This window comes from Sphingopyxis macrogoltabida, assembly GCF_001314325.1.
GTDB classification, from domain to species: Bacteria; Pseudomonadota; Alphaproteobacteria; order Sphingomonadales; family Sphingomonadaceae; genus Sphingopyxis; species Sphingopyxis macrogoltabida.
The window spans coordinates 4,946,098-4,967,482 of sequence record NZ_CP009429.1 but is presented as its reverse complement, the minus strand read 5'-3'; the positions used below and the strand labels follow the sequence as shown (position 1 = coordinate 4,967,482).

At 68.9% G+C, this 21,385-nt stretch carries 23 protein-coding genes; 10 read left to right on the top strand and 13 right to left on the bottom strand.

All coding sequences use genetic code 11. The annotated features are described in order from the left end of the window. Positions 1 to 36: 36 nt before the first annotated feature. Both LH19_RS23965 and LH19_RS23960 read right to left on the bottom strand, forming a co-directional pair. On the bottom strand, positions 37 to 708 hold the full coding sequence (locus tag LH19_RS23965) for a COQ9 family protein (protein WP_054732236.1): 672 nt from the start codon (positions 706 to 708) through the stop codon (positions 37 to 39). Further along, a complete protein-coding gene (locus tag LH19_RS23960; RefSeq protein ID WP_082396111.1) occupies positions 708 to 1,619 on the bottom strand; it encodes a DMT family transporter in 912 nt (303 codons plus the stop codon). Before LH19_RS23960 ends, LH19_RS23965 begins: the two co-directional genes overlap by 1 nt. Before the next feature lie 112 nt (positions 1,620 to 1,731). Between LH19_RS23960 and LH19_RS23955 the strand changes: the two genes are divergently transcribed. After that, entirely contained in the window at positions 1,732 to 2,817 is a 1,086-nt protein-coding gene (locus LH19_RS23955) for an alkene reductase (RefSeq protein WP_054732233.1), read from the top strand. Positions 2,818 to 2,858: 41 nt separating this feature from the next. On the opposite strand, the gene LH19_RS23950 is transcribed toward LH19_RS23955, so the two are convergent. From LH19_RS23950 to LH19_RS23935, 4 genes are read right to left on the bottom strand one after another with little or no spacing between them, the layout of a single operon-like run. Next, complete coding sequence (locus LH19_RS23950; protein WP_054732231.1) at positions 2,859 to 3,488, bottom strand: hypothetical protein; 630 nt, start codon at positions 3,486 to 3,488, stop codon at positions 2,859 to 2,861. After that, positions 3,481 to 3,906 carry a 6,7-dimethyl-8-ribityllumazine synthase gene (gene ribH, locus LH19_RS23945; RefSeq protein WP_054732229.1) on the bottom strand — a complete coding sequence of 142 codons (426 nt, stop codon included), beginning with the start codon at positions 3,904 to 3,906 and terminating at the stop codon, positions 3,481 to 3,483. The genes LH19_RS23950 and ribH overlap by 8 nt, the downstream gene beginning before the upstream one ends. Further along, positions 3,906 to 5,183: a 3,4-dihydroxy-2-butanone-4-phosphate synthase gene (gene ribB, locus LH19_RS23940; protein WP_054732227.1), complete on the bottom strand. Its 1,278-nt coding sequence runs from the start codon at positions 5,181 to 5,183 to the stop codon at positions 3,906 to 3,908. Before ribB ends, ribH begins: the two co-directional genes overlap by 1 nt. 57 nt (positions 5,184 to 5,240) lie before the next feature. Continuing rightward, entirely contained in the window at positions 5,241 to 5,864 is a 624-nt protein-coding gene (locus LH19_RS23935; protein ID WP_054732225.1) for an ankyrin repeat domain-containing protein, read from the bottom strand. A gap of 81 nt (positions 5,865 to 5,945) precedes the next feature. Here LH19_RS23935 and LH19_RS23930 point away from each other — a divergent pair, with 81 nt between their 5' ends. From LH19_RS23930 to LH19_RS23920, 3 genes are read left to right on the top strand one after another with little or no spacing between them, the layout of a single operon-like run. Beyond that, complete coding sequence (locus LH19_RS23930; RefSeq protein WP_054589746.1) at positions 5,946 to 6,593, top strand: SCO family protein; 648 nt, start codon at positions 5,946 to 5,948, stop codon at positions 6,591 to 6,593. A 2-nt stretch (positions 6,594 to 6,595) separates the two neighbouring features. After that, the gene (locus LH19_RS23925) at positions 6,596 to 7,042 is read left to right on the top strand and encodes a YcgN family cysteine cluster protein (RefSeq protein ID WP_054732223.1); all 447 of its coding nucleotides are present in this window, start codon (positions 6,596 to 6,598) and stop codon (positions 7,040 to 7,042) included. Further along, positions 7,023 to 7,754, top strand: a complete 732-nt coding sequence (locus tag LH19_RS23920; RefSeq protein ID WP_234716019.1) for a M48 family metallopeptidase — start codon at positions 7,023 to 7,025, stop codon at positions 7,752 to 7,754. The genes LH19_RS23925 and LH19_RS23920 overlap by 20 nt, the downstream gene beginning before the upstream one ends. Here the strand turns inward: LH19_RS23920 and LH19_RS23915 are convergent. The 5 genes from LH19_RS23915 to LH19_RS23895 all read right to left on the bottom strand — a co-directional run bounded on the left by LH19_RS23915 (position 7,751) and on the right by LH19_RS23895 (position 13,404). After that, positions 7,751 to 9,856: a transglycosylase domain-containing protein gene (locus LH19_RS23915; RefSeq protein WP_082396106.1), complete on the bottom strand. Its 2,106-nt coding sequence runs from the start codon at positions 9,854 to 9,856 to the stop codon at positions 7,751 to 7,753. The genes LH19_RS23920 and LH19_RS23915 overlap by 4 nt on opposite strands. Before the next feature lie 171 nt (positions 9,857 to 10,027). Next, the gene (gene msrB, locus LH19_RS23910; RefSeq protein WP_054732219.1) at positions 10,028 to 10,435 is read right to left on the bottom strand and encodes a peptide-methionine (R)-S-oxide reductase MsrB; all 408 of its coding nucleotides are present in this window, start codon (positions 10,433 to 10,435) and stop codon (positions 10,028 to 10,030) included. Positions 10,436 to 10,526: 91 nt separating this feature from the next. Next, the gene (locus LH19_RS23905) at positions 10,527 to 11,624 is read right to left on the bottom strand and encodes an NAD(P)/FAD-dependent oxidoreductase (RefSeq protein ID WP_145923584.1); all 1,098 of its coding nucleotides are present in this window, start codon (positions 11,622 to 11,624) and stop codon (positions 10,527 to 10,529) included. Continuing rightward, complete coding sequence (locus LH19_RS23900; RefSeq protein ID WP_054732217.1) at positions 11,621 to 12,334, bottom strand: methyltransferase domain-containing protein; 714 nt, start codon at positions 12,332 to 12,334, stop codon at positions 11,621 to 11,623. The genes LH19_RS23905 and LH19_RS23900 overlap by 4 nt, the downstream gene beginning before the upstream one ends. Further along, complete coding sequence (locus LH19_RS23895; RefSeq protein WP_054732215.1) at positions 12,331 to 13,404, bottom strand: type III polyketide synthase; 1,074 nt, start codon at positions 13,402 to 13,404, stop codon at positions 12,331 to 12,333. Before LH19_RS23895 ends, LH19_RS23900 begins: the two co-directional genes overlap by 4 nt. Positions 13,405 to 13,505: 101 nt before the next feature. Here LH19_RS23895 and LH19_RS23890 point away from each other — a divergent pair, with 101 nt between their 5' ends. Further along, the gene (locus tag LH19_RS23890; RefSeq protein ID WP_054732213.1) at positions 13,506 to 14,012 is read left to right on the top strand and encodes a DUF4402 domain-containing protein; all 507 of its coding nucleotides are present in this window, start codon (positions 13,506 to 13,508) and stop codon (positions 14,010 to 14,012) included. Positions 14,013 to 14,145: 133 nt separating this feature from the next. Further along, positions 14,146 to 15,339 (top strand): chromate efflux transporter, encoded by a 1,194-nt coding sequence (chrA, locus tag LH19_RS23885; RefSeq protein ID WP_054732211.1) that lies wholly within the window; start codon positions 14,146 to 14,148, stop codon positions 15,337 to 15,339. A gap of 4 nt (positions 15,340 to 15,343) precedes the next feature. Here the strand turns inward: chrA and LH19_RS23880 are convergent, their stop codons facing one another. After that, positions 15,344 to 16,006, bottom strand: coding sequence for a YggS family pyridoxal phosphate-dependent enzyme (locus LH19_RS23880; RefSeq protein ID WP_054732208.1), 663 nt, complete (start codon positions 16,004 to 16,006; stop codon positions 15,344 to 15,346). Between the two features lie 59 nt (positions 16,007 to 16,065). Between LH19_RS23880 and LH19_RS23875 the strand changes: the two genes are divergently transcribed. Next, entirely contained in the window at positions 16,066 to 16,650 is a 585-nt protein-coding gene (locus LH19_RS23875; protein ID WP_054732207.1) for a thiamine phosphate synthase, read from the top strand. On the opposite strand, the gene LH19_RS23870 is transcribed toward LH19_RS23875, so the two are convergent. Continuing rightward, positions 16,647 to 17,360 carry a hypothetical protein gene (locus LH19_RS23870; RefSeq protein WP_054589755.1) on the bottom strand — a complete coding sequence of 238 codons (714 nt, stop codon included), beginning with the start codon at positions 17,358 to 17,360 and terminating at the stop codon, positions 16,647 to 16,649. The two genes, LH19_RS23875 and LH19_RS23870, sit on opposite strands and share 4 nt — an antisense overlap. 277 nt (positions 17,361 to 17,637) lie before the next feature. Here LH19_RS23870 and LH19_RS23865 point away from each other — a divergent pair, with 277 nt between their 5' ends. The 3 genes from LH19_RS23865 (at position 17,638) to lptE (ending at position 21,379) form a co-directional block, all read left to right on the top strand. Next, complete coding sequence (locus tag LH19_RS23865) at positions 17,638 to 18,102, top strand: DUF3576 domain-containing protein (RefSeq protein ID WP_054590468.1); 465 nt, start codon at positions 17,638 to 17,640, stop codon at positions 18,100 to 18,102. Positions 18,103 to 18,151: 49 nt separating this feature from the next. Next, the gene (gene leuS / locus LH19_RS23860; protein WP_054732204.1) at positions 18,152 to 20,701 is read left to right on the top strand and encodes a leucine--tRNA ligase; all 2,550 of its coding nucleotides are present in this window, start codon (positions 18,152 to 18,154) and stop codon (positions 20,699 to 20,701) included. Between the two features lie 129 nt (positions 20,702 to 20,830). Then, entirely contained in the window at positions 20,831 to 21,379 is a 549-nt protein-coding gene (gene lptE / locus LH19_RS23855) for an LPS assembly lipoprotein LptE (RefSeq protein ID WP_054732202.1), read from the top strand. The last annotated feature ends 6 nt before the right edge of the window (positions 21,380 to 21,385 follow it).

Here is a 21,385-nt window from a genome sequence, read left to right as displayed (position 1 = left end):
ACAATCGCTTGACGCCAGTTCTTTATCGGGAGCCGATCAGCGCCCCGGGTAGCGGAGGCGGCCGACGAAGCGGGCGAGGCTGGGTCGGGCAATGCGGTTCGCGGCGCGGCGGTGTTTCCAGCCCTCGAAGCGCATCACCGCGTCGATCCGCCGCGCAAGGAAGGCGCGGGTATCGGCGAAACCGTCGCTGTCGTCATTGAGGAACACCGCCATCGTCGAGGCGTAGACGGCGCCCAGGATCGCGCGCTTGCTGTAGTGATTATAGTCGGTCGCGGTATCGCCCGCGAGGCGCCACATCAGGTCGGCGGCGCGCCAGCCGAGCTTTGCGGCGTGCGGCGCATTGCCCGGCAGCGCGAGGAGCGCCAGCGCGCGGCGCAGCGATTCGCGATCGGGCGACAACAGGTCGATGCGCGTTTCGACGAGCGTCGTGATACGTTCGCGAATCTTCAGCGTCGCCAGCTTCTCCGCCGGCCATTTCGCCGCCATGCGCGCATCGATGTCGGCGAACCATGCGTCGACCATATCGCGGCCGCCGCCGGGAAAGGCGAGCCGTGCGACGTCGGGATCGACGCCGGCCCGCGCGGCGGCTCCGACGAGCGCGGCGTCGCCGAAACCGTCGAACGCGGCATTCCCGGCAATCAGCGGCGCGAGCGCAGCGCGAATCTCGTCGAGGGTGGGATCGGCGGGCAGGATGGAAGCCATAGCCATCAGATAGGCTGCGCGGTGCGGCTCGGCAACCGGATCAATACCAGCGCCGCCCCGACCATCATCCCGCCGAAAAGGTCGATCGGGCCGAGGGTTTCTCCGAAGGCCCACCAGCCCGCGAAAGCGGCGAACGCCGGCTGGACGAGCAGGGTCAGCCCGAGCACGAGCGGCGAGAAGCGCGGCAGCGACCAGATGATCAGCCCCTGCCCGATGACCTGGCTGGTCAGCGCGAGCAGAATCAGCGGCGTCCAGTTATGCGGCATGACCGATTCGCCGAGGGCAAGCGCGACGCCGAGCAGGATGGGGGCGCTGAAGAAGGAGGAGATGCCGAGCGCGGTCCACGGCGCGAGCGTACCGCGCACGCGCTGCATCAGGATGACATAGACGGTATAGAGCACCCCGGCGAGCAGGCTGAGCAGGTCGCCGACCAGATAGTCGGGCGACAGTTCATAGCTTTGCCCCATCAGCAGCGCCGAGCCTGCAAAGGCGAGCAGGATGGCAAGCGCCTGCCAGCCGCGCGGCAGGCTACGCGTCAGGAAAATGCTCCACAGAATGAGGAACAGGCTGGCGCTGTTGCCGAACAGCGTTGCGTTCGCGACCTTGGTCTGGACTATTCCGACGTGCCAGGCGGCGAGGTCGAGCGCGAAGAATACCCCTGCGCCTGCTGCAACGATCACCGCGCCGCGCGGCGGCACCCGTCCGCCCGCTTCGCGCCATGCAAACAGCGCCAGCAGGGGCAGCGCCAGGAGCAGGCGCCAGAAGGCCGAGGCGACGGGGCCGGTATCGGCGAGCCGTACGAGCATCGCGCCCAGCGACAGCGCAATGTTGCCGAATAACAGCGCCGCGAAACCCCAGCGGCCTGCACGCAGCGGCGCGCCGTCCGCGCCATCGATGCCTTCGATCTTCGCTGTCATTTAGATTTTCTTTTGCTACCCACCATTGCCTTGGCGCCCGGGCGTCCATAGCTTCGGGCGCATAGCGGCAGCCCGGCGGGCCGTCGCGGGGAAAGTGACAGATGGAGGAAATATGACCGCATCGCTGTTCGATCCGATTTCGCTGGGCGCCATCGCGGCGCCGAACCGCATCATCATGGCGCCGTTGACGCGTGGCCGGGCCGGGCCGGGTTTCGTCCCCAACGAACTGGCGCGCGATTATTACCGCCAGCGCGCCTCGGCGGGGCTGATCATTTCGGAAGCGACGGGGATTTCGCAGGAGGGTCTCGGCTGGCCGAGCGCGCCCGGCCTCTGGACCGACGCGCAGGTTGAGGGCTGGGAGCCGGTGACCGAGGCGGTGCACGCGGCGGGCGGGCGCATCGTCGCGCAGCTCTGGCACATGGGGCGGCTCGTCCATTCGGTGTTCAACGACGGCAAGCAGCCGGTCTCGGCCTCGGCGACGACGGGCACCGGCCGCGCGCACACGCCGGTCGGGCGCCGCGACCTCGAGGAGGCGCGCCCGCTGCGCCTCGACGAGATTCCGCGGCTGATCGGCGATTATGTCAAGGCGGCCGAAAATGCGAAGCGCGCCGGTTTCGACGGGGTCCAGCTCCACGGCGCGAACGGCTATCTGATCGACCAGTTCCTGCGCGACGGCAGCAATTTGCGCGACGACGATTATGGCGGCCCGGTCGAGAACCGCATCCGGTTGCTGCGCGAAGTGACCGAGGCGCTGATCGGCGTCTGGGGCAAGGACCGTGTTGCGGTGCGCCTGTCGCCCAACGGCGAAACGCAGGGCGTCGACGACAGCGCGCCCGAAACGCTGTTCCCGGCCGCCGCCGCGGCGCTCGATGCGCTCGGCATCGCCTTTCTCGAACTGCGCGAGCCGGGCCCTGACGGGACCTTTGGCAAGACGGATGTGCCGAAGCAGTCGCCGGCGATCCGGCAGGCCTTCAAGGGACCGCTGATCCTCAACAGCGACTATAACGTCGCGCTCGCCGAGCAAGCGCTGGCGGACGGTTTGGCCGACGCCATCGCCTTCGGCCGCCCGTTCATCGGCAACCCCGACCTCGTTGAACGCATCCGCGCCGGCGCCGAATGGGCCGCCGACAATCCGCAGACCTGGTATTCGCCAGGCGCGGAAGGATACACCGACTATCCCGCGCTGGTCGCGGCCTGAGGGTCCGAAAGGCGCCGTTCCCGCAAGGGGCGGCGCCTTTTTTACCCCTTTTCGGCGAGCGCCTTGTCGACAATCCCCGCGCCGATGGGACCGAGGATATTGCCGCCGAAGCGGAACAGCAGGAAGGCCCCGACGAAGAAAATCACCGGCGCGTTGAACAGCGCGATGACCGACGCGATGATGAAGACGACCGCTATCGTTACGAAGCCGCCGGTCAGCGCTTGCTGGCCCTTTTTGCCGAGCTCGATCGTGCGCGGGCCCTTCGCATCCCACCACTTGCCGGTGACGATGGTCTTGCGGCCGCCAGCGGCGGCGGCGGTAGAGGAGGGCGAACGCGCCGGAATCCGGGCCGGCGGTGGAGCGGCGGCGGCTTTGGGCTTGTCCTGCCACGGTTGCTTGCGGTTCATCGCCGCGACAGCGGCCTCCATCCGGTTGCCGGCGCGCGCGGTCGGCGGCGGCGTACGGGTCGGCGGGGTTTTTGCGGCGGGCGCCGCTTCGGGGGCAGGTTCGCGCGCGACGGGCCGCATCGGCTCGATGCCCATCTTGCGGTCGTATATATCCATGCGCTCGGCGGCGCTGAGCGGGGTCTGTCCCGTCTCCCGGTCGATGACCACCAGCCGCCCGCCGCGCTCGACGACGGAATAGCGGCTGGGGGGCAGTCGATCAGCCAATGCCGAATTGTTCCTTCAGGGCCAGCATCGCGAGCGCAGCCTTCGCCGCTTCGCCGCCCTTATCCTTGCGCGTCTTGTCGGCGCGCGCAAGCGCCTGTTCTTCATTTTCGACGGTGAGGATGCCGTTGCCGATCGCGAGGCCGTCGAGGGTCAGCGCCATGATGCCGCGCGCGCTTTCGTTCGAGACCACCTCGAAATGATAGGTTTCGCCGCGGATCACGACGCCCAATGCGACATAGGCATCGTAGCGGCCGCTGTCGGCGGCGAGCGAGATCGCGGCCGGCACTTCGAGCGCGCCGGGGACGGTCACCGTCTCGTGGCTATGTCCTTCGGCCTCGAGCGCGCTCTTCACGCCATCGATCAGCATGTCGTTGAGGTGGCTGTAAAAGCGGGCTTCGACGATCAGCACATGCGCCATTATGCGGCCTCCCCGGGGATCGAGCGTTCGCCGACGACCGACAGGCCATAGCCTTCGAGGCCGACGAGATTGTTGTGCGAGGGGGTGAGCAGTTCCATCGCATGGACGCCAAGGTCGGCGAGAATCTGGGCGCCGATACCATAGGTCCTGAGGTCCATGCCGCCGCTCGGCGGCGGTGTCGCTTCGGCCTCGGCCGACCCGGGCAGCGGGCGCATCAGGAGGACGATGACCCCCGATCCGGCTTCGCCGATCGCGTCCATCGAGCGTTGCAGGCGGCGCTTGCGTGCGCCGGGGCGGCCCATCAGATCGTCGAGCAGCGACACCGGATGCATGCGCACCAGCGTCACGCCGTCGGGATCGACGGCGCCCTTCTGGAGTACCATGTTGATGCTGCCGTCGATCTTGTTGCGATAGGATTTGAGCCGCCAGTCGCCGCCATAATCCGATTCGAACGGTTCGTCGGCGACGCATTCGACCAGCCGGTCGTTGCGGTGGCGATAGGCGATCAGGTCGGCGATCGTCCCGATCTTCAGCCCGTGGCGCCGCGCGAAGGGGATGAGGTCGTCGAGCCGCGCCATCGAGCCGTCGTCGTTCATGATCTCGCAGATCACGCCCGACGGGTTGAGCCCGGCGAGGCGCGCGATGTCGACCGACGCCTCGGTATGGCCGGCGCGGACGAGCACGCCGCCGTCGCGGGCGATCAGCGGAAAGACATGGCCGGGGGTGACGATATCGTCGCGGCCCTTGGCGCCGTCGATCGCGACCGAGACGGTGCGGGCGCGGTCGGCGGCCGAAATGCCGGTGGTGACGCCCTCGCGCGCCTCGATCGAGGTGGTGAACGCGGTTTCGTGGCGCGTGCCGTTGGCGCGGCTCATCAGCTCGAGCCCGAGCAGGTCGACGCGTGCCCTGGTCAGGGTCAGGCAGATCAGCCCGCGGCCGTGCGTCGCCATGAAATTAACCGCATCGGGGGTCGCCATCTGCGCCGGGATGACCAGATCGCCCTCATTCTCGCGATCCTCGTCGTCGACGAGGATGAACATGCGGCCGTTGCGCGCCTCGGCAATGATTTCCTCGGGACTGGCCATCGGCGACAGGTCGCTGCCGTTCGCGAGCCAGTTTTCGAGCTTGCGCAGCGTCTCGGCCGTCGGGTTCCAGCCGGGCGAATCGAGGTCGCGCAGGCTGTTGGCGTGCAGGCCGGCGGCGCGCGCAAGACCCGAACGGGACATGGTCCCGTCGTCGACGATGCCGCGAATGCGGTCGATGAGCTGTGTAGACATGCCGAGGGTGTCTCACACTGAAATGTGATTGTCAATCAAGCAATCACATTGGCCCTATCATTTCGGTCCGAACACCGCGCTATTGTCACGCGGCACTCCATCGGGCTTCGAGTCGATCAGGGCCAGCAATTGCCCGGTCCGGTCGTCGCGCTTGGCATAGTCGCGCGCCGACATGCCGGCGATATGGTCGGCCTTGTCGGCGTTGGCACCGTTTTTGACGAGCAGGCGGACCATCGCCGCATTTTTTGCCTGCACGGCAAGGATCAGCGCGGTTTCGCCGCGGCGGTTGACCTGGTCGACCGGCGCCTTGTCATCGAGCAATTCCTGCGCGCCATCGACATAATTGAGCAGCGCGGCGTGCATCAGCGGCGTCACCCCCTGCCGGTCGGCGATCGAAGGATCGGCGCCCTTGCTGATCAGGAAGCGCAGCCAGCTCGTATCGCGGCGTTTGGTGACGATCGCCAGCGCGGTCTCGCCGCGGTCGGGGTGGCGGGTGTTGACGAGCGTCGCGTCGTCCTTCAGCGCGTCGGTCGCCTTGGTGCCGTCGCGGTTCTCGACCGCCTGCAGGAACGCAAAGCCGCCGCGGAACTGCGCGAGCGCCGGCGACGCGGTAAACGCCCCGGCGCCGATGGCCACGGCGAGCAAGGGTGCGATGAAACGGAATTTCACGCGTCGGAACATATTCGGGCGACCCCTGGCGGTGTGCGCCGCGATGCGACGCAAAGGTTGATTTTCGGCGGCTAGCCGACCAAGGCTGGCCGCATGATGAATATCGCAATTATGGGACAAAAGCTTGTCCGTTCAAGCCTGCTGCTGTTCTTTACCGCGGCGCTTGCCGGATGCGGCGGTCCCGCCGCGTCGCCGCCCGCCGCGAAGCCGCCGCTCGAAGGGGCGCGGATCGGCGGCCCGTTCACGCTGACCGACCAGAATGGCAAGACGGTCAAGGACAGCGATTTCGCCGGAAAATATCGTCTCGTCTATTTCGGCTACAGCTTCTGCCCCGACATTTGCCCGGTCGATCTGCAAAAGCTGATGCGCGGCCTGTCGCAATTCGAAAAGGCCGATGCCGCGCGCGGCGCCAAGGTCGCGCCGCTCTTCATCACCGTCGATCCGGCGCGCGACACGCCCGAAGCGCTGAAGCCCTTCGTGGCACGCTATCACCCGCGCCTGCTCGGACTGACCGGCACGCCCGAACAGATCGCGGCAGTGGCAAAGGCCTATGTCGTCACCTATCACAAGGTCGAAGGATCGGCCCCCGACCGCTATCTGATGGCGCACAGCCAGCTGGCCTTCCTGATGGACCCCGACGGCAAGCCGCTGGCGCTCGTGCCGCTCGACGACCCGTCGACCGATCCCGACGAAGGCGCGCCCGACAAGGTCGCCGCCGAGCTGGCGAAGTGGGTCAAGTGACCATGGCGGGGGCGACATCGCAGCCCCCCTTCTGGGAAGCGCCGCTCGCCAGCCTCGACGCCGGCCAGTGGGAGGCGCTGTGCGACGGCTGCGGCAAATGCTGCCTGCACAAGCTGGAGGATGAAGACACCGGCCGCATCTATCCGACCAACGTCGCGTGCCGGCTGCTCGATCTCCAGACCGCGCGCTGCGGCGATTACAAGCATCGCCGCCGCCACGTCCCCGATTGCCTGACGCTGACCAAGGCCAAGGTCGACGGCATCGAATGGCTGCCGCAGACCTGCGCCTATCGCCTGCGCGCCGAAGGCGAGCCCTTGCCCGACTGGCATTATCTGGTTTGCGGCGACCGCGATGCCGTCCACCGCGCCGGCGAATCGATCGTCGGCTGGACGGTCAGCGAGGATATGGCCGGGCCGCTCGAGAATCATCTTGTCGAACGCGTCGTCTGATTTCCGGGCAGAGGGCCCGCACATCCTGGTCGGCGACGAAGCCTGGCCGGTGCGGCTTGTCCATCACGCGCAGTCGCGCCGTTACCGGCTGGTGTTCGACGCGCCGCGCGGCGAACTGCGCCTGACCCTGCCGCGCCGCGCCAACGCCGCGCGCGCGCTCAAATGGGCGAGCGAACAGCAGGAGTGGCTCGCCGAACAGGTCGGCAAGGCGGCGCTGCCGGTGCTTGTCGGGCCCGGTGCGGCGGTCCCCGTTTTCGGTGCCCTCCGCCGTATCGACTGGTCGGCAGCGGCGCCGCGCGCGGTGCGGCTGGACGATGAGGCGCTCATCCTCGGCGGGCCGCGCGAAACCGTCGGGCGGCGCGTCGAGCGCTGGCTGAAGGGCGAGGCGCTGGCGCTGATGGAGCGCGAAAGCCGCGAGATCGCCGCGCGCGCCGGACTGACAGTCGGCCGGGTCGGCGTGGGCGATCCGCGCAGCCGCTGGGGCAGTTGCACCGCGACCGGCGACCTGCGCTATAGCTGGCGGCTGGTGATGGCGCCCGCGCACGTGCGCCGCGCCACCGTGGCGCACGAAGTCGCGCATCTGCGGCACATGGACCATGGCCCCGACTTCCACGCGCTGGTCGACGAACTGCACGACGGCGATGTCGCCGCGGCGCGCGGCTGGCTGCGCCGCGAAGGGCGCGGGCTGCACCGCTACCGGTTTACGGCCTAGTTGCCGTCGGTCCGCGCCGGTTCGCGCGGGGGTGCCTTCACCACGGGTGGGACCACGACCTTCGGCTGTGCGGGCGCTTTCGTCTGCGGTGGGGCCTTGGGCGCAGCGCCGTTTTCGGGCGGCGGGCGCCGGCCTGTCTGCTCCTCGATCCACTGCTGGTTGAGCACCGGCCCGTCGTCCTGCGGCGGCGCCGCCGGCGGCGCATCGCCCTGCGGCGGGCGGCTGTCATAGGGCAGTTCGATCGGCATGCCATTCTCGTCGGTCAGCCCGCCGCCGCCTTCTTCGGGGGCGCCGAAATAGGCGTCATCCTCTTCCTCGAGCTGCCATTCGGGCAGCTTGACCTCGGTATCGAAGGCCTCGACCGGGCGCCGCGCGACCGCGACGCGCATGAAATCGGCAAAGGCCTTGGCCGGCGCACGGCCGCCCTGCAGCCCGCCGACGGGTTTCGCATCGTCGCGGCCCATCCAGACGCCGGTGGTGATGCCGCTCGAAAAACCGAGGAACCAGCCGTCCTTGTTGCTCGACGTCGTGCCGGTCTTGCCCGCGACGGGGCGGCCGATCTGCGCCGCCTTGCCGGTGCCGGTCGCAACCGCGGTCTGGAGGAGGTCGGTGATGCCCGCGGCGACCCAGTTGTCGACCAGGACCTGCCCGCGCTCCGCTGGACGCTGGTAGAGCAGACGGCCGTCGGCAGTGGTAACCTTGGTGATGCCATAGGGTTGCACCGACACGCCCTTGCGCGCCACCGCGGCGAAGGCGGCGGTCATGTCGATCGCGCGCACCTCGGCGCTGCCGAGCACCATCGACGGGTGGGTGTTGACCGGCGTCGTGATCCCGAAGCGGCGCGCCATGTTGGCGACTGCCGAAAAGCCGACCTCGTCGCCCAGTTTGGCGGCGACGGTATTGACCGAATAGGCGAAGGCGGTGCGCAGCGTCATCGCGCCCGAAAAGCGTCCCGACGAGTTGCGCGGCGACCAGCCGTTAATCGTCACCGGTTCGTCGACCACTTCGTCGTCGACCTTATAGCCCGATTCGAGCGCCGCCATATAGACGAACAATTTCCATGCCGACCCCGGCTGGCGCAGCGCCTGCGTCGCGCGGTTGTAGTTCGAGGTGACATAGTCGGTGCCGCCGATCATCGCGCGCACCGCGCCGTCGCGGTCGAGCGCAACCAGCGCGCCCTGCACGCCCTTCGGCACATTGGCCTGGATCGATGCGGTTGCCGCGCGCTGCATACCGAGGTCGATCGTCGTATAGACGTCGAGCGCCTCGCTGCCCTCGTCGATCAGCATGTCGAGCTGGGGCAGCGCCCAGTCGGTGAAATAGCGCGCGCTGTTCTGCCCCGTTTCCGCCGCCAGCTGGACGTTGGCAGGCTCGGCGCTATCCGCCTGTGCCTGCGTGATCACCCCGGCGTCGACCATGACGCTCAGCACGACCCCGGCGCGGCCCAGCGCCGCCTGCGCGTCGGCGGTCGGCGAATAGCGCGACGGCGCCTTGACCAGCCCCGCGACCACCGCCGCTTCCGAGAGCGACATTTCGGTCGCGCTATGCCCGAAGAAGCGCCGCGAGGCGGCGTCGATGCCATAGCTGCCGCCGCCGAAATAAACCTTGTTGAGATAGAGTTCGAGCAGCTCGTCCTTCGAGAATTTCCATTCGAGCGCCAGTGCGAGGACCATTTCGCGCATCTTGCGCGTCCAGGTGTAGCTGTTCGACAGAAAGATGTTGCGCGCCAGCTGCTGGGTGATCGTCGAGGCGCCCTGCAGGCGGCGGCCGCTGCCGCGATTCTTCACCGCGACCGCCGCTGCGCGTGCCATGCCGACGGGATCGACCCCGGGATGATAGCGGAAGCGCCGGTCCTCGACCGCGACCATCGCGTCCTGCATCACCTGCGGCGTCTCGCGCAGGGTCAGCCAGCGCCCGTAATTGGGCCCGAGCGACAGGAAGACGGTGCCGTCGGCGGCATGGATGCGGATCGTCTGGCCGGCGGGCGACTTCTTGAGTTCCTCGAAGCTCGGGATACGCTGCACCGCGATGCCGACCGCGACCGCGACCGCGACCGCGCCGACGAGCGCGAGGCCCAGTCCCCAGCGGATGAGCCGGCGCATCCACACGCGCCAGCGCGGCGGCTCGCCCTTCGGGGACGCGCCGCTGCCTTTGCCCGCAGATGATGATTTACCCGACGATGCCTGCTGTCGTTCGCGGCGCAAAGCGTTGTTTTCCTTCCCTCGCCGCGCCCTGTCTGCGGCCCTTGATCGTCAGCCCCCCGGCGAAGAGGTTCAGTCTTTGCCGGTGCTTGCGTCATCCTGCCCGCGGTCGGCGAAGTCAAGCGCCGCGCTGTTGATGCAATAGCGCAGCCCGGTCGGCCCGGGGCCGTCGGGGAAGACATGGCCGAGATGGCCTTCGCAGGTCGCGCAGCGCACTTCGGTGCGGACCATGCCGTGGCTGGTATCGCTGAGTTCCCTGACCGCCGCACCCTCGGCCGGCGCGGTATAGCTTGGCCAGCCCGAACCGCTGTCATATTTGGTGCGGCTGTCGAACAACGGCGCGCCGCAGCCGGCGCAGCGGTACATGCCGTCGCCCTTGTGGTCGGTATATTTGCCGGTGAAGGCGCGTTCGGTACCGCCCTCGCGCAGCACATGATGCGCCATCGGGTCGAGGGTCTTTTCGGTGTTCGGATCGGTCATGCGGAAAGCTCCTTTTCAGGCGTCCCGATCCCGGGAGCCATCGTTGCCGACAATATCGGACCGAAAGCGCCGGGCGGCAAGGGGAAGCCGCTCAAGCGCCCCGGATGCGCGTTGCGTGCGATACCCATTGCACGAGCCGCGGCAGCGAGGCTGCGAGCGAGATCACACCACCGGCAAAGCGGGGATTTTCACCCGCGCGCCAGACGATATTCGCGAGTGCGAAGGGCCGTGCCATGCGGTTTGCCAGCCGCCGCTGGAAAACGGGCGCGGCACCGGGGCCGCCGCGGCGCCATGCCGCCACCGCCGCGTCGGCGCTGGCGAAGGCAAGGCCCATGCCTTCCCCCGCAAGGCTGGGGATGACCCCCGCCTGATCGCCGAGGCGGAAGAGGCCGGGTTCGCCGGCCCTCGCGCGCCAGCCATAGGGGACATGGCCGATCGCATCGACATTGCGCATCCAGTCGGCGTGCGCCAGCCGCTCGCCGAGCGCCGGATGCGCGTCGCCGAGCGCACGGAGCAGCGCGGCGGGATCGCCTCGGGCATCGTCGAGCCGCGATTTATGCGCGGCGAGGCAAAGATTGCCGCTGCCGTCCTCCTGCCGCACCAGCCCGGCATAGCCGCGATCGAACAGATGAAGCTCGACCGCGTCGCCGACCAGCCGGTCGAGCGCGGGATGCGCGGGGAGCCGCAGGCGCAGGCCGATCACCGGGTCGCGGCGTTGCCATGCGGCGGGATCGCGCGGAAACCCCCGAAAGCCATGCTTGCCCGCGGCGAGGAACAGCGACGGCGCGGCGAGGCTGGCGCCGTCGCGCGTCTGCACCGCGCCGTCACCGATCGCGGTGGCATGGACGCCGCGTTCGAGGCCGGCGCCCGCGCGCTCGGCTGCCGCCTGCAGCGCGGTGTCGAGCCGGCGGCGCGAAACCCCGAGCGCGGGGGCGGGCAGCATCGTTTCGCTCCGGCGCGCGCCCGCGAACAGGCGCACCCGCGCGACCGGCTGGCCCCCGAGCGAAGCGGGGTCGATGTCGAGCCCTTCGAGCCGCGCGAGCGACTGCCAGCTCAGGAAGCCGCCGCACAGCGCATCGCCGGTCTCGCGCGACCGTTCGAGCAGCAGCGGCTTCGCGCCCGCGCGCGCCAATCCGATCGCCGCCGCCGACCCCGCGGGCCCGGCGCCGATCACGATCGCCTCGCTCACCGGATCCGCTCGACGCAGAGCCGGTAGGGAAAGCTGCGGAAGATCCGGCACGCGCCGGCGCTTTCGGGCAGCGCCGCCGCGAGCATCGCCTGCCATTCGGCGCGGCGGAAGCTGCGCCCGACCGAAAATTGCCCGTCGCGCCGCACGATCGGGTCGGCGAGCGCCAGCACCGCGAGCAGCGGAAAGCCCATGAAGGGCAGGCGCTGACGGTGGAGGTCATTGACCAGCCAGCCGCGCGCACTTTCGGCATCCATGAAGCGCAGGAACCCGGTGCGCTGATCCGGCGTCATATGGTGGGTGACGAGGCTCGATAGGATGATATCCCACCCCTGCCCCGCCAGATCGCGATAATCGCCGGTGATCAGGCGCGCCCGCCCGCCAAGCCGCGCCTCGGCGACGGGGGCGCTTTTGGAGTTGAGGTCGACCCCGGCAAGCTCGAGCGCGACGCCGCGCCGGTCGCCCCAGCGCGCGATGCGGGCGAGCATGTCCCCGGCCCCGAAGCCGACGTCGAGGATGCGCCACGGCCGGGCGCCGGTCCCGCGCGCCCGGACCCGCTCCAGAAAGCCCAGCGTCGGGCGCGGCGCCATGGTCAGCGCGTTGATCCGCGACAGGTCGGCAAGAACCCTGGCATAACGTTCGGGCGGCAGTTCGACCGCGTCCATTTCCTCCTCGCGTTCGATCGGCGTGCCAAGGCTCGCGAAGGGGTTCATGACGCGGCGAAACGGATCGCTTCGGCGGCGAGGCCGGGGCCGAAAGCGATCGCAATCCCCTGCCCCGTCGCGCCGCGCGCCATCATGTCGGCAAGGACGAAGAGGATCGTCGCCGACGACATATTGCCGAAGCGCGACAGCACCGAGCGGCTGTCGGCGAGCGCTTCGGGGTGAACCGCCAGCGCATGTTCGACCGCGTCGAGCACCGAACGGCCGCCGGCATGCACCGCGAGCAGCGGCGGCGGACCCGCGTCGCCGAACAGCAGTTGCTGCGCGCCGGGGGCGGCGAGCGCTTCGCGCAGCCGCCCCGGCACCTCGCCCGACAGGACCATTTCGAACCCCTTGTCGCCGATGTCCCAGCGGATGAGTTCCTCGCTGTCGGTCAGCGCAAGGCTGGCTCCCTCGCCGAGTGCAATTCCGCCCGGCGCGGCCGATACGATCCCCGCCGCGGCGCCGTCGCTGAATTGCAGCATCGCGAGCAGCGGTTCGGGCTGGTCGGCGAGGCTGAGGTGGAGCGTCGACAGTTCGACGCTGACGACGAGCACGACCGCCTCGCGGTCGGATCGCACGATATGGCGCGCGGTGCGCAGCGCGGTGATCCCGGCGTAACAGCCCATGAAGCCGATCAGCACGCGCTCGACGGTGGCGGACAGGCCGAGCCGCCGCGCGAGGATCTGGTCGATCCCCGGCGCGACGAAGCCGGTGCAGCTTGCGGTAACGAGATGGGTGATGCGCCCCGGATCGAAGGCGTCGCCCAGCGCGCCGACCGCCTGCATCGCAAGGTCGGGCGCGTGCTGCGCATAGGCCGCCATGCGCGCCGAGGTCGGCGGCAGGCCGGGAACGTCGTAAAAGCCGCCGGGCGCGACCGGCGAGCCGCCCGCCGGGGTCGGCGGCAGCACCGACCAGCGATGCTCGATCCCCGACCGCGCCGCCATCCGCGCGAAGAGCGCGCGCAGGCGCGTATCGGCGAGGCGCGGCGTCGCCCAGTCGATGAACGGCCGGTGGATGTCGTGATCCGGGACAGCGGTGGCGAGGGCGTTCAGCCGGACGGGCGGCGGGGAGCTGTTCATCGCGCGGGTGTGACCCAAAAGCAGGGGGCTGGCCAGCGAATTGGCGCCGTACCGGCTTTACGCAGGCTTAACCATGAAATGATAGGCGCAGGTCTGTGAAAATGCGCCTTTTCCTTTGCCTGGCCCTGTTCGCCCTGCCGTCCGCGGCGACGGCGCAGTGCCTGCTCTGCGCCCCCGACGCGACGAAGGGCACGGCATCGACTCGCCAGGCCGAAACGCCGCTGCGCATCGATGTCGAAACCCAGCTCGACATGGGCCGCGTCGCGGTCGGGGCGATGGGCGGTACGATCGAGGTCGATCCGGTATCGGGCGCGCGCCGCCTCGGCGGCGATGTCGTCGACCTCGGCGGCTTTTCGCTGACCGGCACCGTCACGGTGCGCGGCGCGCCGGGGGCAGAAGTGCGCGTCATCCTGCCCGCGACGATCGAGCTCGAAGGGGGCAATGGCCGCCGCGCCCGCGTCACCGGGCTCGCCACCGACCTTGCGGCGGCGCCGCGGCTCGGTCCCGACGGGCGCCTGCAATTCCGTTTCGGCGGCCGGCTGCAGATCGCCGCGCTCGACGACGGCGACTATCGCGGGCGGATTCCGGTGACGGTCGAATATCAATAGTGCGCCAGCCGGGCGTTGACTCGGCGCCATGCTTTCGCCGATATGGCCGCAACGGGCCGACGCGGACGCCCGTTCAGACGGTGCCCGTCCAAGTCCGCTCCATCCCGCCGCATCTGCGGCGCACGGAGCGTTTATGGCCACCGATCAATTTCCCGAATCTCGTCCATCGCAGCTCGGCCTCGCGGCGCTGTTCCTGAAATTCCTCCGCTTCGGCGCTCTCGCTTTCGGCGGGCCGGTCGCACAGATCGCGATGATCCGGCAGGCGCTGGTCGAGGAGGAGCGCTGGATCGACCCGGCGCGCTTCAACCGCTTGCTCGCGGTGCTGCAAGTCCTGCCCGGACCCGAAGCCCATGAACTCTGCGTGCATCTCGGCATGGTGGCGCGGGGCCGGATCGGCGGTCTGCTCGCGGGGCTGGGCTTCATGCTCCCCGGCCTCGTACTGATGCTGCTGGCGGGGTGGCTCTATACGACATGGGTCGCGGACCACGCGGGGCTATCGGGCGTGCTGCTGGGGGTGCAGGTCGCCGTGCTGGCGATCATCCTGCGCGCCGTCGTGCGGATCGGCCAGCATATCGTCGAGGACTGGCTGCTCGCAGTAATCGCAGCCGCCTGCCTGCTCGCGACGCTGGCCGGGGTGCCGTTCTGGATCCCGCTCGTCGCCGGCGGGCTGGTCTATGCCGGCTCGCATCGGCCGATGCTGGCAGCGATAACCCTGGCTGCGGCGGTCGCGGTCGCCGTCGCCGCGCGCCTGATCGCCATGCCCGGCGCAGACGCCGCGATCGAGACGGGAGCGCCGGTGACGCTCGCGGCGCTGTTCGTTGCCGGTCTGAAGGGCGGACTGCTGACCTTCGGCGGCGCCTATACGGCGATTCCCTATGTTCGCGCCGACACGGTGGGGCGCGGCTGGATCGGCGATGCGACCTTTCTCGACGGGATCGCGCTGGCCGGTGTGCTGCCGGCGCCGCTCGTCATCTTCGCGACCTTCGTCGGTTATGTGGCCGGCGGGGTCGGCGGCGCGCTCGCGATCACCGCGGGGATGTTCCTGCCCGCCTTCGCCTTTTCGCTGATCCTGTTCGAGCGGCTGGAGGCGGTGGTCGAAAATCCGGCCCTCCACCGGATATTGGCGGGCGTCGCGGCGGCGGTCGTCGGGATCATCGCCGCGACCTTCTTCCAGCTCGGCGCGGCGACCGACGCACGCGTCCCCGACACGCTCCTTGCCGTGATACTCTTCGCTCTGGCGCTGGCGGCGGTCTGGCGTTTGAAAGGCGCGTGGGTCACCCCGGCGGTCGTCGCGGGCGGGGCCGTTGCGGGCTGGCTGCTCCTGTAGACGTCTATTCCCGCGATCCGAACAGCGCCGTCCCGACACGGACATGCGTCGCGCCGAGCATCACCGCGGTTTCGTAATCGCCGCTCATCCCCATCGAGCGCAGCGGCAGGCCATGGCGCTCGGCGAGTTCGTCGAGCAGCGCGAAATAGGGCGCGGGTTCGAGTTCGGCGGGCGGGATCGCCATCAGCCCTTCGATCTTCAGCCCGGCTTCTGTTGCCTCCGCCAGCAACCCCGGAAGATCGGCGACCGCGCAGCCGCCCTTCTGCTCCTCGTCGCCGATATTGACCTGGACGAACAATAGCGGCTGCCGGCCGGCCCTGGCGCAGGCCTTGCCGAGCGCCTGCACGAGCGACGAGCGGTCGACCGAATGGATCGCATCGAACAGCAGCGCCGCTTCCTCGGCCTTGTTCGACTGAAGCTGGCCGATCAGGTGGAGCGCGATGCCGGGCGTTTCGCGCTGCAGCGCGGGCCATTTCGCCGCGGCTTCCTGCACCCGGTTCTCGCCGAAGTGGCGCTGCCCGGCGGCGATCAGCGGGCGGATCGCGTCCGCGTCGTGGGTCTTGGACACGGCGATCAAGGTGACGTCGCCTGCGCGCCGCTGCGCGCGGCTTGCCGCGCCCGCGATGGCCGCCTCGACACCGGCCAGCCTGTCTGCCGCTTCGTTCATAAATCATCCTGCCTCGGCGGCGCGTTGCGTGCGCCCGCGACGCGCCTATAGAAAGCGCGATGACCGGGCGCCACCCCCTGCCGAGCCAATGGCTGTTCAGCGACGAACGGATCGCGGAGGATATAGCGGCGCTGGCGGCGCGGTTGCCGCCCGGCAGCGGCATCGTGCTGCGCCACGACAGTCTCGCGAAGGGTGAGCGCTGGCGCCTCACGCGGCGGCTGATCCGGATCGCGCGGGCGCGGCGGCTGGTGCTGCTGCTCGCCGGATCGCCTGCCGAAGCGCGGCGCTGGGGCATGGACGGCGTCCACCTGCGCCAGCACTTGGCCCGCGACGCAGCGCGCGCGCGCCGGCTCGGCCTGATCCTCACCATGCCGGTTCACGACGCGCGCGAGGCGCGCCGCGCCCGCCGCGCCGGGGCCGAGGTGGTCTTCATCTCGCCGCTCCACCCGACACGCTCGCATCCGGGTGCCCCCGCGCTCGGCGTGGCGGCGTGGCTGCGGCTCGCGCGGCTGACGGGCGCCCGGCCGGTTGCGTTGGGCGGCATGACCCCGGCACGCGCGCGCAAGCTCAAACGCGCAGGCGGGATACCGGGCTGGGCCGCGATCGATGCATGGGTGGAAAAGGCGGCGAAGCGCCGGGTTTAGAAGCGGAACGCGGTTCCGACGTAGACCGCCTGGCTGTCGCGCCGCGAATCGGTCAGCGGCTCGACGCGGTCGTCGCTGCGATAGCGAACGCCGGCGGTGACATCGATATTCTTGGTCAGGCGATAGCTGCTGACGACATCGACCGTCTGGTCGTTGCCCGGCGCGGTGAGGCGGTCGGTCGCGCCGGCGGGATCGCTCGGCCGCGTCAGCATCTTCGTCGCGAAGCGCGACTTCTTCTCGGCCTGTTCGGGCGCGCGTGCGACCGGCAGGTTCCTGAGGTCGGTGCCGCGCGGGAGCTGCGGCGTGACGAATTTCTCGAACCCGACCGAAGCGCCGAGGTTATAGGCGACCGGCGCGATCGCGACCGGGGTGGTGCGGCCGCTGGCGATGGCGGCGGTGCGCGCCGCGCTCGAGCTGTCGTCGCGCGAGCGAATCACGACGGTGATCGCGCGGTTCTTGCGGCTGTCGTCGGTGATCGCGGGGGTGAAGATGAAGCTGCGGCGCGCTTCCGCCGACATCTTGGAATAACGCGCGATCAGGCGCGGGTCGCCCGAAGCGGGCGTGAACTGGCCGAGCAATGTTTCGGAAAGGGCGGTGTCACGGATGCGGTCGGCACGCGTCATCGCCGCCAGTGCCGGCGGCAACGCAAGCGAAATCGCCGCCGCAGCGACGAGACCGGCTTTCCAAAAATGTCGCGGTTTCCGCGCCATTGCTCTGCGACTCCATCCCCAATCGAGTCGGAGATAGGACGAGTCCGGCGATATTGCCAGTGATTCCACACCGATTAATCGCACCAGGCCAGCTTTTCACCGAGTTGTTGCGCGATGATCACAGTTTCGCGCCCGCATGAGCGGTGCATGAATGGCCGCGAGCGCAAAATTGCCGCGCTTGCCGGACGGCGGCAAGGGCGATAGAGACGCTGGAAATTCCCGTATGCGCGGCCGGATTTTCTTCTGCCCGGCGGCGCCCAAGATAAGGTATTTCGGCATGTTCAAGCTTTCGGTTCTTGCCACGTCCGGTCGCGGTCCGGCCACGCTCGCGCTGCTCGGCGTCGCGGCGCTCGGCCTTGCGGGCTGCGGCGGCGGCAAGGAACGGCCGCGAGCCGATCTGGCCGCGAGCCAGGTGACGACGATCGGCGTCAACGCCTATCTGTGGCGCGCCTCGCTCGATGCCCTGTCGTTCATGCCCCTGCTTTCGTCCGATTCGTCGGGCGGCGTCATCATCACCGACTGGTACGCCAATCCCCAGAATCCGGGCGAGCGGTTGAAGGTGACGGTGTCGATCCTCGATCGCGACCTGCGCGCCGATGCACTGCGCGTCGCCGCGTCGCGTCAGGTGTCGCAGGGCGGCGTATGGGTCGATGCGCCGGTGCAGGCGGCAACGGTGCAGAAGCTCGAGGAAATCATCCTCACCCGCGCCCGCGACCTGCGCCGCGGCGCCATCGAAGGCTGATCGAGAGGCGCGGATCGCGCCAGACTAGACAAAACGGGGTAGCAGAAAAATGACCCGCGAAACGCGCTTTGGCGCTTTGGCTGCCGATGCCCGCTGGCAGGCGGCATGGGACGCCGCAAACAGCTTTGCGACCAATGAATCGGGCGACAAGCCGAAGGCCTATATCCTCGAGATGTTCCCTTATCCGTCGGGGCGCATCCATATGGGCCATGTCCGCAACTATGCGATGGGCGATGTGCTGGCGCGCTTCAAGCGCATGACCGGGCACGACGTCCTCCACCCGATGGGCTGGGACGCGTTCGGCATGCCCGCCGAAAATGCGGCGATGGAAAAGGGCGTCCACCCCGGCGGCTGGACGCGCGACAATATCGCCGCGATGCGCGGCCAGTTGAAACGCCTCGGCCTCGCGATCGACTGGAGCCGCGAGCTCGCGACGTGCGAACCCGATTATTACGGGCAGGAGCAGGCGCTGTTCCTCGACCTGTTCGCGGCGGGGCTGGTCACGCGCAAGGAAAGCTACGTCAACTGGGACCCGGTCGACATGACCGTGCTCGCCAACGAGCAGGTGATCGACGGCCGCGGCTGGCGCTCGGGCGCGCTGGTCGAGAAGAAGAAATTGTCGCAGTGGTTTTTGAAGATCACCGATTTCGCCGACGAACTGCTCGAAGGGCTGGGCGGCCTCGATAGCTGGCCCGACAAGGTCCGCCTGATGCAGGAAAACTGGATCGGCAAATCGCAGGGGCTGGAATTCTCGTTCAGGCTGGCCGGCGGCGCGGTCGGCTTCGACGTTTTCACGACGCGCCCCGACACGCTCTATGGCGCGAGCTTCGCGGCGATCTCGCCCGACCATCCGCTCGCCGAAAAACTCGCGAAGGATTCGCCCGAGCTGACGGCGTTCATCGAGGAATGCCGGCGTCAGGGCACCGCGGCCGAACAGATCGACACCGCCGAGAAGCTGGGTTTCGACACCGGCATATCGGTCGAGCACCCGCTCGATCCCAACTGGCACCTGCCCGTGTGGGTCGTCAATTATGTGCTGATGGATTATGGCACCGGCGCGATCTTCGGCTGCCCGGCGCACGACCAGCGCGACCTCGATTTCTCGCGCAAATACGGCCTGCCCGTCCACCGCGTGATCGCCGACGGCGACGAGACGGGGCAGGTTTTCCACGGCGACGAGGCCTATGTCGGCCCCGGCAAGCTGGTGAACAGCCATTTCCTCGACGGGATGACGATCGACGCGGCGAAGGCCGCCGTCATCGCGCGCGCCGAGCATGAGGGCTGGGGCAAGGGCACGACGGTGTGGCGCCTCCGCGACTGGGGCGTCTCGCGCCAGCGCTATTGGGGCACGCCGATCCCCTTCATCCATTGCGACGCGTGCGGCCTGCAGCCGGTTCCGAAGGACCAGCTCCCCGTCGTGTTGCCCGAGGATGCCGATTTTTCGGTCCCCGGCAACCCGCTCGACCGCCATCCGACCTGGAAGCATGCCCGATGCCCGTCGTGCGGCGGCGAGGCGGTGCGCGAGACCGACACGCTCGACACTTTCGTCGATTCGAGCTGGTATTTCCTGCGCTTCGCGTCGGCGCCGGCAGACAAGCCGTTCGATCCCGAGGTGATCCGCCGCTGGCTGCCCGTCGACCAGTATATCGGCGGCATCGAACATGCGATCCTCCACCTGCTCTATGCGCGCTTCTGGACGCGCGCGCTGAACAAGCTGGGGATGATCGACATCAAGGAACCGTTCGCCAGCCTGTTCACGCAGGGCATGGTGACGCACGAAACCTACAGCCGCGCGCAGGGCGAAGGCCTGCCGCCGCTGTTCTTCACCCCCGACGAGATCGCCCGCACCGCCGATGGCGCGACGCTCGAAGCCGATGGCGCGCCGGTCGATGTCGGCCGGGTGATCAAGATGTCGAAGTCGAAGAAGAATGTCGTCGATCCCGACGCCATCCTCGACCAATATGGCGCCGACGCGGTGCGCTGGTTCATGCTCTCCGACAGCCCGCCCGAGCGCGACCTGCCGTGGAGCGAGGCGGGCATCGAGGGTGCGTGGCGCTTCGTCCAGCGGCTGTGGCGGCTGTTCGGCGATACCGAAAATAGCGGCGACGGCGGCGAGGATATGAACCTCGCGCGCAAGCTGCACCAGACGATCGCGGGCGTCGCCGCCGATGTCGAGGCGCTGGGCTTCAACAAGGCGGTCGCCAAGATCCATGCGCTCGCGAACGAGATCGAAAAGGCGAAGCCGTCGGCGACCCGCGCCGAGGCGTGCCGGACGCTGATCCTGCTCGTCGCGCCGATGATGCCGCACCTTGCCGAAGAGGCATGGGCGGCGCTGCCCGCCGGCCAGCGGACGACGGCGATGATCGCCGATGCGGCGTGGCCCGCCGCCGATCCGGCACTGCTCGTCGATGACGAGGTGACAATCGCCATCCAGATGGCGGGTAAGCTGCGCGATACGATGACGCTCGCCAAAGGCCTCGACAAGGATGCGGTGGAAGCCGCGGCGCTCGCGCGCCCGCGCATCGTCGAACTGCTCGCGGGCGCGACACCGAAGAAGGTGATTGTGGTCCCCGACCGTTTGGTCAATATCGTACCGTAAGATGGGTCTGAACGGATCTTTCCTTCCCCGTTCGCATCGAGCGAAGTCGAGATGCCCATCGGGCGTGCACGCCTTCGGGGTGTCTCGACTTCGCTCGACACGAACGGATATCTAGGTCACATCTAAGCTATGCGCAGCCTTCTGATCTCCGCCCTCGTGGCCGCCTCGCTGACCATCGGCGGCTGCGGCCTGCGTCCGCTCTACGCGAACGGCAGCAAGGGGGCGGTGGCGACGGTGCTCGCCGATATCGACGTCGCGCCGATCGAGGGACATTCGGGCTGGCTCGTCCGCAACGCGCTACGCGACCGTTTCGTCGCGACCGAGGGCGGGCGCGGGCAGGGCAAACGGCTGCGGCTCGACGTCCGGCTCGAGGATTCGATCACCGGCTTCGGCGTCCGCGCCGACGATGCGGTGACGCGCGAACGCCGCACCTTGCGCGCGCGCTATCAGCTCGTCGATGCGGCGAGCGGCGAAGTGCTGCTCGATGCGACCGCCGCCGCCGACGCGGGGATCGACGTCGTCGGCAGCGAATATGCGACGATCGCCGCCGAAAGCTCGGCGCTCGAACGGCTCGCCTCGGGGGTTGCCGACCAGATCGTCGCGCGGCTCGCGGTGTTTGCCGACCGCGGCGGCGCCGCCCCGGCTGCGGCGCCTGCGACGACGCCGCCATCGCCCTAGCTGGCG